Below are 13,015 nucleotides of genomic sequence, written 5' to 3'. Positions count from 1 at the left end.
AAGCGGGACGAACGGGTGACATGGAAGCAGATCGCATTCTGGTAGTCGACGACGACGCCCGGATCAGGCAGATGCTCGTTCGGTATTTCGAGGATAACGGATACAGGGTCAGCGCCGTCGGCAACGGTGCCGCGATGCGCTCCGAGCTTGCCAAGGGCAGCTATGCCGCGATCTTCCTCGACCTTGTTCTGCCCAATGGCGAGAACGGGCTGGAGCTGCTGAAGGAGCTGCGCGCCACGTCCGATGTGCCCGTGCTGATGCTGACCGGTCAGGACGACGTCACCGACAAGGTGGTCGGCCTCGAGATCGGTGCCGACGATTATATCGCCAAGCCCTTCCACCTGCGCGAACTGCTGGCGCGGCTGCGCACCGTGCTCCGGCGCCGCGTGCCTGCCGATCAGACCGTTCGGCCGGCGGGTGGCGAAGAGGAAGTGCTGCAGTTCGATGGCTGGCGGCTCGATGTCGCCCGGCGGCGGCTGACCTCTCCCGGCGGGGACGACGTGGCGCTGACGACGGGCGAATTCGACATGCTGCTCGTCTTCGTGCGCAATCGCGGCCGGGTTCTGTCGCGCGAAACGCTGATGGATCAGACCAGAAACCGCAATCTCGAAGCCTTCGACCGGGCAATCGACGCCCAGATCGTTCGGCTGCGCAAGAAGATCGAAACCGACCCCAAGGAACCGGCGCTGATCCAGTCGGTGCGCGGCGTCGGCTATGTCTTCACCGGCAGGCCGCAATAGCGCGCGGCCAATGCGCGCATTTGACAGAGATCAAAGCGGTGCCTTCCGACGCCCGCTAACCTCGACGCCATCGATATTCAGGGCGAGTGAGGCACCGGCATGCAGGCAAAGGACATTATGACCACAGACGTGGTGTCGATCAGCCCGGCAGTCGGCATCCGTCACGCCGTGGCCGTCATGATGCAGAAGCGGGTCAGCGGTCTTCCTGTCGTCGATGACGAGGGCCGGGTTTGCGGCATGCTGACCGAGGGCGATCTGCTGCTGCGCCGGGAGATCCGCGTTTCGCCACGCATGGCGCGGACTGCGGAAGTGATGTCCGAGACCGATCTCGAACGCTATATCGCCAGCCACGGCTGGTCGGTCAGGGATGTGATGTCTGAGGATGTCATCGTTGCCCGTCCGGACAGCGAAGTGGCCGATATTGCCGAAAGCCTGCAGGCGCATCGTATCAAGCGGCTGCCGATCGTCGAAGACGGCAGGTTGGTCGGCATCGTCAGCCGCAGCGATATCCTCGGCATGATCCTCGACGCCTCGACAACGGCGCTGCCGCGCGAGGACGAGGCGATCCGTCTCGCGGTGCGCACGCGGCTGCGTTCCGATCTCGGCCTGACGCCGCAGAAGGTGCAGGTCTCCGTGCGTAACGGGCAGGTGACGCTGGAGGGACAGGTGGAATCCGACCTGAAACGCAAGGCCGTCCGCACCCTCGTCGAAGCCCTCGGGCTTGGCGGCTACCGGGATCAGCTGCGCGTGGAAATGCCGAAGGCGGAAGCCGAGCTTGCGATCATGTAGGGCGGTGAAGCAGGCGATTGCGCCGCTTCATCGTTTCCGCGTTGTGCAGGGAAGGAGAGCGGGGACGCGGAGGCTTGCCCGGCGCCATGCCCCTGGACCGGCCAAGCCTCTGTCAAGTTGCCCCACTTGACGCGGGCGCTCCCGGCCCGCGAGACAAACCTAGCTGCTCAGGCACCCGCTTCCTTGATCGAGATCAAAATCCCGCAATTTCAGCCAGGCGGCAGCCCGAGTTCGATGAGGATGTTGCTGATCTCCTGGCGCTTGTCGAGATAGATCTGGCTGACATTTTCCGCAGGAAGCGAGATGTTGCTGGCGGTCGAGCCCGGGCGGAGCTTGAGAGCTTGGGCAAGCGCATTCTTCGCATCCGCCGTCCGGCCGAGCCTTTGATAGGCGACGGCGAGCAGCATATGCGCCCGCCCGGTGCCCGGGGTGATGGCGATGGCACGCTGCAGCCAGGTCAGGGCTTCCTCGTCGCGCTCGAGCATCACATTTGCCCAGCCGGCGCCAAGCAGCCAGGTCCAGCGGGAGACATCGGGCGTATTGAATCGGTCGGCCCGCTGGAAGGTCGAGAGCGCATCCTCGAAGCGGCCGAGCTGGATCTGCGTCAGCCCCAGATTGAAGAGCGCTCCGCCGTCCCACGGATTGAGGTCCAGGTCACGCGCGCAGGCGACCAATGCCTCGGAAAACGCGTTCGTCGCCGCGAGAAACCGGCAATAGGTGCCGAGCACATTGGCCGACATCGGGCGGCTCTTCAGCGCGTTCTCGATCAGCGCGCGGGCATCCTCTTCCTTTTTTGCCTTCTCTGCCTCGCCGTACCATGAGAGCTGGATGCCGCGCAGATGCAGGGCGGCAAGCGCGACCTGTAGATCGACATTGTCGGGCTGCTGGGCGAGATAGGTTTCGAGGATCGATCGCGCGGTCGCGAACCGCTCCTTGGTCGTCTGGTTGATCGAGCTGATCGCCTGCTCGATCGCCGCGTTGGCGGCGTCAGGGCTCCTTCTGAAAGGAGCTTCCCTCTGCTGGTCGAGCCAGGTGGCGATGGCGTAACCGGCGCTCGCCGCAAGCCGGGTCTGGCCGAGCGCCTCATCGGTAACATCAGCGTCAAGCGCAGCTTCGCTGGAGAAGCGAATTTCGCGGGTCGAGGCATCGATGATCCGGGTTCTGAGGGTCCATGCCTGAGCGCTGCGTTCAAGCTCTTGCTGTAGCTGGAAGCCGGGGTGAGGATTATCGCCGCCCGTGGACGCGGGTTCCGGCGGTCTCACCTGCACGCCGCCGGTGCGGGCGAGCCCGTCCAGCAATTGATTGGTGATGCCGCGGATCATCGGCCCGCTCTGCGGATCGTCGGTCAGATCGGCGATCGGTAGGATGTCGATCACGGGTGGCGACGACGGCTGCGTCTGGTCGCTTGCGATGAAGTGATAGGTCAGTCCTGCCAGCGCCGCTATGACGATGAAGGCGCCTGATAGAAGCTTTGTCCGCGAGACGAAAGGCCTGGAGGCTGCTCTACGCGGGGAGGGGAGCCGATCCGCATCGCCGCCATCGGGTGCTGTTTCCAGCCCATCGGAGATCGCGGTCGCCGAGAGAATATAGCCGCGGCGCGAGACGACCCTCAGCGTCTGCCGCGCCTCGTCTCCGAGTGCCTTGCGGATTTCCCGGATGCATTGAAACAGGCTGTCTTCGGCGACGTGAATGCCGGGCCAGCCCGCTTCCATCAGGTCATGTTTGCTGAGGATGCGCTTGTTGTTGTCGATGAAAAACTGCAGCAGCGCGCTCGCCTGCGGCCGCAGGCGGATCGTCTGTCCGTCGGGGCGCAGGAGCTCGGCACGATGTGGATCGAAAGCAAATTCAGTAAAACGAAACACCCGATCCTACCGTGAAGCGGCCGCGACATGAGCCCCTACATAGGAAAGGTGGAGCTCAGCCGTCAACTCGTACTGGCGGCCATCATCGGGAGAGTTCCGCTCCTGTGGTGCATTCAGAAAAATTCAGAAGTTTTTCAGAACACTGCCAGTCCTATTCAGGACGTCCCGCAGTGGCTCGCCTATCAACTGCATCGACCTTGCCGGCAGCGAACGCCTTTAACGGAGCGGCGGGTCGCCGCCCGCGCAAATCGCCTGGCGGTCTCAAACGAAGACGCGAAGGGATGATGGGCCTGCATTACAATTCTTCTGCAGCGCGGGCGCTTGAGCCGGACGTCGTCCGGCATGATCGCCTAGCAATGGCGGCCCTCGATCCCTTCGATCCGGTCTTTTCCGAGGCGCTGCAGCGCCTGGCGCAGGCTTTCGTCGCGACACATCAGGCGGAGCCGCGCATTGCCGCGCTGTTTGCGACCGAACAGCGCTGGCTGCTCTGCCACGCGGCGCTCGGGGCGCATTTCAGGACGGGTGGCATCGGCCGCGGTCTGACGCGGCCCGTTCTGGTGGAGATGTCGGACCGCTACGCGATCGCCAGCCGCAACACCGTGCATGCCTTCATCGACGAGGCGCTGAAATACGATTTCGTCCGGCTGGTGACGCTGCGCCGGCCCGGCGGCCATCACCGGTTCGTACCGTCGCCGAAAGTCATCGGCATGCTCGCCCATTGGTATGGCCTGCATTTCGAAGCGCTTGATGTCATCGACGGCGGCAGCCGCGCCGGCCTGTTCCGCGCCGATGCGGACAGCCTGCTGTTGCAGATGCAGCCGGATGTGGCCGACGGCCTGCTGGCGGCTCCGGGGATCCGCAACTCGGGCCCGCTCTATGCCACGTTTTCGCGTGTCGATGCCGGTGGCCTGATCATGGACCGGCTCTTTGGCGGCATCGACCTGACGATCCCTGCGACATTCGATCGATACGAGACGGATATCACCTCCATCTCCTTTCTCGCGAGCTTCGCCGGTCTGTCGCGCGCGCATGTCAGCCGCAAGCTTTCGGCGGCCGAGGCTGCGGGAGGCGTCGGCTGGAGCGGCTTGCGCGGGCGCTCGCCTCTCTGGATCTCGCACGATTTCCGCAGGCAGTATGCGCAAACGCAGGCGACCAAACTATCCATTCTGGACGACGCCTTTTCCAGGGCTTTGGCGGTCAGGGCGGAGGCGTCATGAGGCGCCACCGTCCATTTTTGACGCATCCGTTGTCGAAGCCGGGCCGCCATGAGATTTGCTTTTTCATACAAGGCGTTCACCGGGGCGCCGACTCGATTGGACAGGACTGCGGGCCCTGAATTTCGCCCGCGACAGAGGACTTTTTAAATGAGCAAATCAACTCTGACCGCAGGCGGCCAGGTGATGCCAGGTGGACGAAATCGCGCTTTGACGGCGGTCTTCCTCGCAGGCGTTTCGTCTGTCGCGCTTTTCGCGACGATGCCGGTCAATGGCGCGATGGCGGCGGATTGCGTTGTATCCGGCAATGTCATTGCCGGCCAGACTGACTGTACCGTCGAGAATTCGGGTACGATCTCTTCGCCTGAGACTGCGGTCTACGTCGCTCCCGCTTCCGACGGTATCTCGATTAATAACCTGGCCGGCGGGCAGATTTCTGGCGATGAGATCGGTATCGAGATCGAGGCGTCGAGCAACAACACCATTACCAACGCCGCCGGCGCCACGATTTCGGGTTCCGATCAGTCTGTCTCGGCCGGTATTGCCGTTCAGACCCTGCCCGGTAGCAATGAGACCGCTGATGGGACGGTGATCAACAATGCCGGTACGATCAGCGGCCATGATTTCGGTGTCGGCTTTGGATATGTCGGCGACTTTTCGATCAACAATAGCGGCACGATTGCCAGTACGGGGGCTGACAATTTCGGTAGTCATTACGCTGGTAGCAGCGCCGGTTTGTACGCCTATGTCGTTGGAAATATCGCGGTCGACAATAGCGGCACGATTTCGAGCGTCGCCGGCACAGGCATCGATCTCTATCGCATCGAGGGCGGGGTCATTTCGAACAGCGGTACGATCTCGGGCGCTTACAACGGCCTGAATATCGACTCGGGCGGATGGGATGATTCAACGATCGCCATCACCAATATCGGCACGATTTCGGGCGAAACGAATTCCGGAATCAACCTTGCCGACATCAACGGGCAAAGCATTTCCATTCAGAACAGCGGAACGATCTCCGGTGCCCAGAACGGGATCTATGCTGAAGACGTACAAGCAGAATTTTCGCTCGAGAACAGCGGCAATATCTACGCAGCCGGCGGCATCAGCTATCTTTACGGCGTAAGCCTTCAACGTGTCGACAACGCCACGATCGTCAACAGCGGCAAGATTTCCGGCGACTATTACGGTCTCTTCCTGAATGGCGACGAGTCTGTTGCGAGGGTGACCAATACCGGGACGATTTCCGGCTACAGCTATGGCATTTGGTCCAGCGACACCAGCCTCGATCTCGCAAACTCCGGTGTGATTGATGGTGGTGTTCAGGCTTATGACGGAGAAACTCTAAGGATTGCCAATAGCGGTTCGATTGCCGGCGTGCAGGCCCTGGCTATAGGTTACTCCGATGAAATCAGCGTAAACAATAGCGGTCGGATCGCGGGCGACTTCCAAGGCGTATATGCGGCCTCTACCGGGGATTTTTTGCTGGTGAACAGCGGCACGATCACTGGACAGACGGGGGTGATCTCAACATCCAATACTTCCGCCTCGATCAGCAACAGCGGCACAATCTCGGCCGACCTGAACGCGATCATTTCCGCGAACGGTGGCGCTATGACCATTGACAATAGCGGCACGATTTCCGGCGGCACGTACGGTATTCTCGCCTCCAGTTCCACAACCATCACCAATAGCGGCACGATCTCCGGCGGCGTGAACTCCATCCGGTTTAGCTCTGACGGAAACACGCTGAACCTTCTGCCGGGCTCGGTCATCAAGGGCGCGGTGGATTATGACTCCACCGAGAACAACGCTACGAACTTCGGTTCCGGCAGCTATTCTCTCGCCGTCGACAATTACGAGACGGCGCTCAACCAGATCAGCCTGAACAACTCCCGCCAGTCGCTGATCGTCTCGGTGGATTCGAATAGCAACAACGGCAGGCTCGAGGTCGTCGATCCCGGCGCTTCATCGATGGATGCGGCAGTTCGCGGCTATACGAATTCCGTCGGCAATGTCATCGGCTCGATCCTCAATATCGATGTCGGTTCTTCTGCAGGCGGCGGTAGCGAATCGTCGGGCACCAGCGCTCTCGGCTATGCCGAGGAAAAGAAGCCGACGGGTTCGGCAGCCGCCGTTCAGAAGCTTGGCGAGGGCACGGCTGTCGACCGCTTCGGCAACCTGTTCTGGATGCGCGCCTTCGGCGGCCAGACCTTCGACAACGATAACGACACGCGCTCCAGCAATTACGGCGTTGCCGCCGGTGTCGACCGCCAGTTCGACGACGGCCGCTTCGGCGTGCTCGCCGGTTACGGCCGCATCATCAACCGCGCCGACGACGGCTCCGGCCAGACGGCCGGCAATACCGGCTTCGGCGGCGTCTACATGCGCAACGATTTCAGCGGCGTGACGCTCGATAGCTCGCTGGTGGCTGGTGGCATCGAGAATGACAGCCGCCGCGAGATCTTCGGCTCCGATCCGGCCCGCGGCTCTTTTGCCGGCTGGTACGTCTCGCCGGAGATCGCCATCTCGCAGAAGCATGAGGTCGCTCCGGGCTGGACCTTCACCCCGGCGGCACGGCTGCGCTACACGGCAGGCTTCTATCAGGGTTATTCCGAAACCGGCTCGACGCAGAACATCTCCTACGACGACCGTACTTCACACACGCTCGAAGGCATTCTGGAAGGCAAGCTGACCAACCAGACGAAGCTGACGAACGGCATGGTGGCGAATGTCTCGCTGAGCGCTGCCCTCGTCGATACGCTGAACCTCGGGGCTTCCGGCCTGAACGCCAGCCTGAGCGGCACGGACTTCATGGTCTCCGCCATCAGCGACCGCAACCTTGTCGGCGGCCGTTTCGGACTGTCGGGTGAATTGCAGGTCAACCCGCAGACGACGCTCTACAGCGGCGTAACGCTCGGGACCTATACCAGCGAGGTCAACTCCTGGTCGGCAAATGCGGGCGTGAAGGTCGAATTCTGAGATCGGCTGAAGCATCTGCATGTTCTCGAAGAGCGGATCGGCAAGATCCGCTCTTCGGTTTTCTATGCGCTGCGTGGCCGGGCCATCGCGCGCGGGCGTCTCATTTCCATTCCCAGAGCCGCTTCGAGGCATAGGGCCTGCTGCTGACGACCCCGCGCGGCTCTCCGCTCGCCGCCACATAGCGCCCGGCATCTTCGGCATCGTCGACGCCGACGAGGATCATCCTGGTGGAGCTTTTCGACGGCGCGCCCTTCGCTCGCAGTTCGACATTGATCACTGCATGCGGATAGTCCTCGTGCAGCTTGATCATCGGCTCGCCCGACAGCGCGATATGGTGCTGCATCGCCAGAAACGACAGGACGCGCTCATAGGCGGCCGCGGGCGAAACCGGTCGGTCGCCATCGGCCGTGCGGGCATAGGCCATCGTATCGATCTGCCCCTTCTGCTTGCGCATTTCATAGACGAGCAGATTTGAGCCCATGGCGAGCTCCACATGCAGATCGAAGGTCTGGTAGCGGTCTCCGCGCTCGTGAAGATCGGCCAAACGGGCCTTCATGTCCTCGGCAAAATCGGAATATCGGGATGGTGTCATAGCTGGTCCGCCTTCAAATGCTGCCGCGCAATCGCATGGCGCTCCCCTCGGCGCAAGAGGGGCGATGCCCGGCATCTCCGTCCATAAGCGGACTCTTTTCATTTCTGCTCATAGAGCCACTTTCCCGGTTGACAGGACCACTTCCGCAGATATTCTATTATAAAACCTGATATAACATAATTGCGGAACAACAAACCGGGAGCATGAAATGAAGACTCTTGTCGCTTTCCTTCTCGGCACTGCGCTGGTCGCTCTGCCGACAACGATGATGGCTCAGGAAAAGGGTGGCGTCATCAACGTCGCGACGATCGGCGAGCCGCCGACGCTCGACCCGATGTCCTCGACCGCCGATCTGGTCGGCATCGTCACGCAGCACATTTTCGAAACGCTCTATACGTTCGACAAGAGCTGGAACGTCACGCCGCTGCTGGCCGAGAGCCTGCCGGAAATCAGCGCCGACGGTAAGACCTACACGATCAAGCTGCGCACCGGCATCAAGTTCCACAACAACACCGACATGGCCTCCGATGACGTCGTCGCCTCGCTCAATCGCTGGACGAAGATCGCTTCGCGCGGCAAGCAGGTCGCGGGCTTCATCGATTCCATCGCCGCCGTCGATCCGGCGACCGTCAAGATCACGCTGAAGCAGCCCTATGCGCCGCTGACATCGCTGCTGGCCTTCAACAATTCCGCCGCCATCATCATTCCGTCTGAAAAGCAGGACGAGCCGATGAAGGAATTCATCGGTACCGGCCCCTACATGCTCAAGGAGCGCAAGGCGGACCAGTATATCCAGCTCGTGCGCTTCGACGGCTACAAGTCGCGTGATGGCGAGAGCAATGGCTACGGCGGCGCGCGTCACCAGTATCTCGACGAAATCCGCTTCGTGCCGGTTCCGGATGCCAATACCCGCGTCGAGGCTGCCGTCTCTGGACAGTATGATTATGTCGACTCTATCCCTGTCGAGTCTTTCGACAAGCTGAAGGGATCGAGCGCCTCGCAGCCGGTCATCCTGAAGCCCTTCGGCTATCCGGTCTTCGTCTTCAATACGAAGGAAGGCATTGCCAAGAATGTCGAGGTCCGCAAGGCGATCCGCCAGGCGCTCAGCATGGAAGACATGCTGGCAGCGGCCTTCGGCAGCACGGATTTCTACACGCTTGACGGCGATATCTATCCGAAGCCCTTCGCCTGGAATACCGATGCCGGCGTCGAGGGCAATTACAATGTCGCCGATCCGGAAGGCGCTGCCACCGCCGCCAAGGCGGCCGGCTACAATGGCGAGCCGATCCGCATCCTGACGAGCCGCCAGTACGAGTTCCATTACAAGATGGCGCAGGTTGCCGCCGAATACCTGAAGATGGCGGGCTTCACCGTCGACCTGCAGGTCGTCGACTGGGCAACGCTGACACAGCGCCGCACCGATCCGAAGCTCTGGGATATCTACATCACCCACAGCCCGTTCCTGCCCGAACCGGCGCTGATCGGCTCGCTGTCGCCGAGCTCGCCCGGCTGGTGGGATACGCCGGCACGCAAGGCGACCGTCGATGCCTTCACCTCGGAAGTCGATCCGCAGAAGCGCATCGCGCTCTGGGCCGATGTCCAGAAGGCGATGTATGACGAGCTGCCCTACATGAAGATCGGTGATTTCAACGCTGTTTCGGCGAAGTCGAACAAGCTCGAAGGCGTCGATCCGGCTCCGTGGCCGTACTTCTGGAACGCGTCCATCAAGAAGTAACGACCCATCGCAGGATACCGGTGCGTTCGCGCCGGTATCCTTCTTCCATCGTGCCTGGCGGCACAGAGACGGATCCATGATACGCTACATCCTCCAGCGCCTTGCGGGCATGATCGTCGTGATGTTCCTCGTCGTCACGATCGTCTTCGTCATCGTGCGCGTCACGCCGGGCGATCCGGCGGCTGTGATGCTCGGTCCCGATGCGACGTCGCAGGATATTGCCGATCTGCGCGCCAGCCTCGGCCTCGACCGGTCTCTCGGCGTCCAATACATCTATTATGTCGGTCAGCTCCTGAGGGGCGATCTCGGCCAGTCGATCTTCCTGAACATGCCGGTCACCTCGGCACTTCTCGATCGTGCCGAACCGACCTTCTTCCTGACGATCTTCTCGCTTGCCATTGCCAGCATCATCGCCCTGCCGATCGGCATCTACGCAGCTTACCGGCGCGGCTCCTTCGTCGACCAGGCGGCGACGACGCTTGCGATGTTTGCGGCAAGCATCCCGAGCTTCTGGCTCGGTCTGATCCTGATGCAGATCTTCGCCGTCCGTTTCGGCATGTTCCCGGTCTCTGGCTACGGTGGTCCCGGCTCGACCTTCCTCGACCGGATGTATCACCTGACGCTGCCCGCCTTTGCGCTCGGCATCGTCTCATCGGCGCTGATCCTGCGCTTTACCCGCGCGTCGATGCTGGATGTGCTCGGCGACGATTACATCCGCACGGCGCGCGCCAAGGGCCTGATCGAGCGCAAGGTGATCCTCAAGCATGCGCTGAAGAACGCGCTGATCCCGATCCTGACCGTGCTCGGCCTGACGGCTGCCGTCCTGATCTCCGGCGCAGTGGTGACCGAGACCGTCTTCGGTCTCCCCGGCGTCGGCAATCTCGTCGTCTCGGCCGTTCTTCGCCGCGACTATCCGGTCATCCAGGGCGCACTGCTTGTCATAGCCGCGCTCTACGTCCTGATCAATTTTGCGATCGACATGCTCTATTTGCTGGTCGATCCGAGGGTGCGCTACTGATGAGCGATATCGCGATCAAGCCGGCCGAAAGCGAAGGCCGCAAGTTCATCCGCCGCTTCCTGAAGCGCAAGACGGTCGCCTTCGGCGTCCTCATCCTCGTCATCTTCGTGCTGCTGGCGATCTTCGCGCCGTGGGTCGCGCCCTATTCGCCATCGAAGCTCTCGATCGTCAATCGGCTGAAGCCGCCGAGCGGAACCTATTTCTTCGGCACCGACGAGTTCGGCCGCGATGTGCTGTCGCGCACCATCTTTGCGGGACGGCTGTCGCTGCTGGTTGGTGCCGCGGTCGTGGCGCTCTCGGCGGTGATCGGCGTGACGCTCGGCTTGCTCGCGGGCTTCTTCAAGAAGCTTGATACGCCGATCGCCCGCCTGATCGATGCGATGATGGCATTCCCCGACATTCTTCTGGCAATCGCTCTCGTCGCTGCACTCGGCCCGTCGCTGACCACCGTCATCGTCGCGCTGTCTATCGTCTATGCGCCGCGTCTCGCCCGTATCGTGCGCGCCTCGACGCTTGTCATCCGCGAGCTGCCCTATGTCGAGGCGGCCCAGGCGCTTGGCATCTCGACCTTCCACATCATGACGCGCCATGTGCTGAGGAACCTCCTGTCGCCGATCCTGGTGCAGGCGACCTTCCTGTTTGCCAGCGCCATGCTCGCCGAGGCCGGGCTCTCCTTCCTCGGCCTCGGTGTCAGCCCGGAAATCCCGACCTGGGGAACCATGATTGCGGCCGGCCGCCAATATATCGGCCAGGCCGACTGGATGACGCTGTTTCCGGGTGTCGCCATCATTCTCTCCGTGCTCTCGCTCCAGATGGTCGGCGACGGTCTGCGCGACATGCTCGATCCCAAACTTCGAAAGGACTTGTAAATGACCGGTGATAAAGCGGCCAAGCCGCTCCTCCTCACCAATGTGAAGCCGATGGCATTCGGTGCCGATACGCCTACTGGTGCTGTCGATATCCTTGTCGATGGCGAGGGCAAGATCGCCAAGATCGGCCAGCAGCTCGCCGTTGGCGATGATGTGGCGCGCGTCGATGGCAAGGGCGCCTGGATTTCGCCCGGCTGGGTCGATCTGCACGTCCATATCTGGCATGGCGGCACCGATATCTCGATCCGCCCGTCGGAATGCGGCGCCGAGCGCGGTGTTACCACGCTCGTCGATGCGGGATCGGCCGGCGAAGCCAATTTCCACGGTTTCCGCGAATACATCATCGAGCCATCCAGAGAGCGCATCAAGGCGTTCCTGAATCTCGGGTCCATCGGCCTCGTCGCCTGCAACCGCGTGACCGAACTGCGTGACATCAAGGATATCGATCTCGATCGCATCCTCGAATGCTATGCCGAAAACAGCGAGCATATCGTCGGCCTGAAGGTGCGCGCCAGCCACGTCATCACCGGCTCCTGGGGCGTGACCCCCGTCAAGCTCGGCAAGAAGATCGCCAAGATCCTGAAGATCCCGATGATGGTCCATGTCGGCGAGCCGCCGGCGCTCTATGACGAAGTCCTGGAAATTCTCGGTCCCGGCGACGTCGTTACCCATTGCTTCAACGGCAAGGCGGGTTCGAGCATCATGGAAGACGAGGATCTCTTCAATCTGGCCGAACGCTGCGCCGGCGAGGGCATCCGCCTCGATATCGGCCATGGCGGCGCCTCCTTCTCCTTCAAAGTGGCGGAAGCGGCGATCAATCGCGGCCTGTTGCCGTTCTCGATCTCGACCGACCTGCACGGCCACTCGATGAACTTCCCGGTCTGGGATCTGGCGACGACGATGTCGAAGCTGCTCTCGGTCGGCATGCCCTTCGACAAGGTCGTGGAAGCCGTCACCCATCACCCGGCATCGGTCATCAAGCTGTCGATGGAAAACCGCCTGGCCGTTGGCCAGCGCGCCGACTTCACCATCTTCGACCTGATCGATTCCGACATCGAGGCGACCGATTCCAACGGCGACGTCTCAGTGCTCAATAAGCTGTTCGAGCCGCGCTACGCCGTCATCGGCAGCGAGGCGATCACCGCCAGCCGTTACATCCCCCGCGCCCGCAGGCTGGTTCGTCACAGCCACGGCTATTCCTACCGCTAAGAGAA

General features: G+C 61.8%; 10 protein-coding genes. 8 read left to right on the top strand and 2 right to left on the bottom strand.

Annotated features, from left to right (window positions below; all coding sequences use genetic code 11):
- Positions 1-20: 20 nt before the first annotated feature.
- Positions 21-740: a response regulator gene (locus tag ABIE40_RS26125; protein ID WP_199625344.1), complete on the top strand. Its 720-nt coding sequence runs from the start codon at positions 21-23 to the stop codon at positions 738-740.
- A gap of 99 nt (positions 741-839) precedes the next feature.
- Complete coding sequence (locus ABIE40_RS26120; RefSeq protein ID WP_112712139.1) at positions 840-1,529, top strand: CBS domain-containing protein; 690 nt, start codon at positions 840-842, stop codon at positions 1,527-1,529.
- 209 nt (positions 1,530-1,738) lie between these two features.
- Here ABIE40_RS26120 and ABIE40_RS26115 read toward each other — a convergent pair whose 3' ends face one another.
- Complete coding sequence (locus ABIE40_RS26115) at positions 1,739-3,391, bottom strand: tetratricopeptide repeat protein (RefSeq protein ID WP_199625343.1); 1,653 nt, start codon at positions 3,389-3,391, stop codon at positions 1,739-1,741.
- A gap of 281 nt (positions 3,392-3,672) precedes the next feature.
- Here ABIE40_RS26115 and ABIE40_RS26110 point away from each other — a divergent pair, with 281 nt between their 5' ends.
- Positions 3,673-4,608 (top strand): hypothetical protein, encoded by a 936-nt coding sequence (locus tag ABIE40_RS26110; protein WP_199625342.1) that lies wholly within the window; start codon positions 3,673-3,675, stop codon positions 4,606-4,608.
- 147 nt (positions 4,609-4,755) lie between these two features.
- A complete protein-coding gene (locus ABIE40_RS26105) occupies positions 4,756-7,587 on the top strand; it encodes an autotransporter outer membrane beta-barrel domain-containing protein (RefSeq protein ID WP_199625341.1) in 2,832 nt (943 codons plus the stop codon).
- Between the two features lie 100 nt (positions 7,588-7,687).
- Here the strand turns inward: ABIE40_RS26105 and ABIE40_RS26100 are convergent, their stop codons facing one another.
- Positions 7,688-8,179: a hypothetical protein gene (locus tag ABIE40_RS26100; protein WP_199625340.1), complete on the bottom strand. Its 492-nt coding sequence runs from the start codon at positions 8,177-8,179 to the stop codon at positions 7,688-7,690.
- Positions 8,180-8,387: 208 nt separating this feature from the next.
- Between ABIE40_RS26100 and ABIE40_RS26095 the strand changes: the two genes are divergently transcribed.
- From ABIE40_RS26095 to ABIE40_RS26080, 4 genes are all read left to right on the top strand, one after another.
- Positions 8,388-9,914, top strand: a complete 1,527-nt coding sequence (locus tag ABIE40_RS26095) for an ABC transporter substrate-binding protein (RefSeq protein WP_199625339.1) — start codon at positions 8,388-8,390, stop codon at positions 9,912-9,914.
- Between the two features lie 76 nt (positions 9,915-9,990).
- The gene (locus ABIE40_RS26090) at positions 9,991-10,932 is read left to right on the top strand and encodes an ABC transporter permease (protein ID WP_162708614.1); all 942 of its coding nucleotides are present in this window, start codon (positions 9,991-9,993) and stop codon (positions 10,930-10,932) included.
- On the top strand, positions 10,932-11,801 hold the full coding sequence (locus ABIE40_RS26085) for an ABC transporter permease (protein ID WP_112712127.1): 870 nt from the start codon (positions 10,932-10,934) through the stop codon (positions 11,799-11,801). Before ABIE40_RS26090 ends, ABIE40_RS26085 begins: the two co-directional genes overlap by 1 nt.
- The gene (locus tag ABIE40_RS26080) at positions 11,802-13,010 is read left to right on the top strand and encodes an amidohydrolase/deacetylase family metallohydrolase (protein ID WP_199625338.1); all 1,209 of its coding nucleotides are present in this window, start codon (positions 11,802-11,804) and stop codon (positions 13,008-13,010) included. It begins immediately after the preceding gene.
- Positions 13,011-13,015: the final 5 nt, after the last annotated feature.

The sequence above is a fragment of the Rhizobium sp. OAE497 genome, from assembly GCF_040546565.1.
GTDB lineage: Bacteria > Pseudomonadota > Alphaproteobacteria > Rhizobiales > Rhizobiaceae > Rhizobium.
Note: the sequence above shows the minus strand (reverse complement) of the source record. Positions and strands in the feature narration are given on the sequence as shown.

What these genes read in the sequence shown, in the direction of transcription:
- ABIE40_RS26080 (WP_199625338.1), top strand. Translation starts at nt 11,802, where the DNA reads ATGACCGGTGATAAAGCGGCCAAGCCGCTCCTCCTCACCAATGTGAAG.
- ABIE40_RS26110 (WP_199625342.1), top strand. Translation starts at nt 3,673, where the DNA reads ATGATGGGCCTGCATTACAATTCTTCTGCAGCGCGGGCGCTTGAGCCG.
- ABIE40_RS26085 (WP_112712127.1), top strand. Translation starts at nt 10,932, where the DNA reads ATGAGCGATATCGCGATCAAGCCGGCCGAAAGCGAAGGCCGCAAGTTC.
- ABIE40_RS26105 (WP_199625341.1), top strand. Translation starts at nt 4,756, where the DNA reads ATGAGCAAATCAACTCTGACCGCAGGCGGCCAGGTGATGCCAGGTGGA.
- ABIE40_RS26120 (WP_112712139.1), top strand. Translation starts at nt 840, where the DNA reads ATGCAGGCAAAGGACATTATGACCACAGACGTGGTGTCGATCAGCCCG.
- ABIE40_RS26100 (WP_199625340.1), bottom strand. Translation starts at nt 8,179, where the DNA reads ATGACACCATCCCGATATTCCGATTTTGCCGAGGACATGAAGGCCCGT.
- ABIE40_RS26125 (WP_199625344.1), top strand. Translation starts at nt 21, where the DNA reads ATGGAAGCAGATCGCATTCTGGTAGTCGACGACGACGCCCGGATCAGG.
- ABIE40_RS26095 (WP_199625339.1), top strand. Translation starts at nt 8,388, where the DNA reads ATGAAGACTCTTGTCGCTTTCCTTCTCGGCACTGCGCTGGTCGCTCTG.
- ABIE40_RS26090 (WP_162708614.1), top strand. Translation starts at nt 9,991, where the DNA reads ATGATACGCTACATCCTCCAGCGCCTTGCGGGCATGATCGTCGTGATG.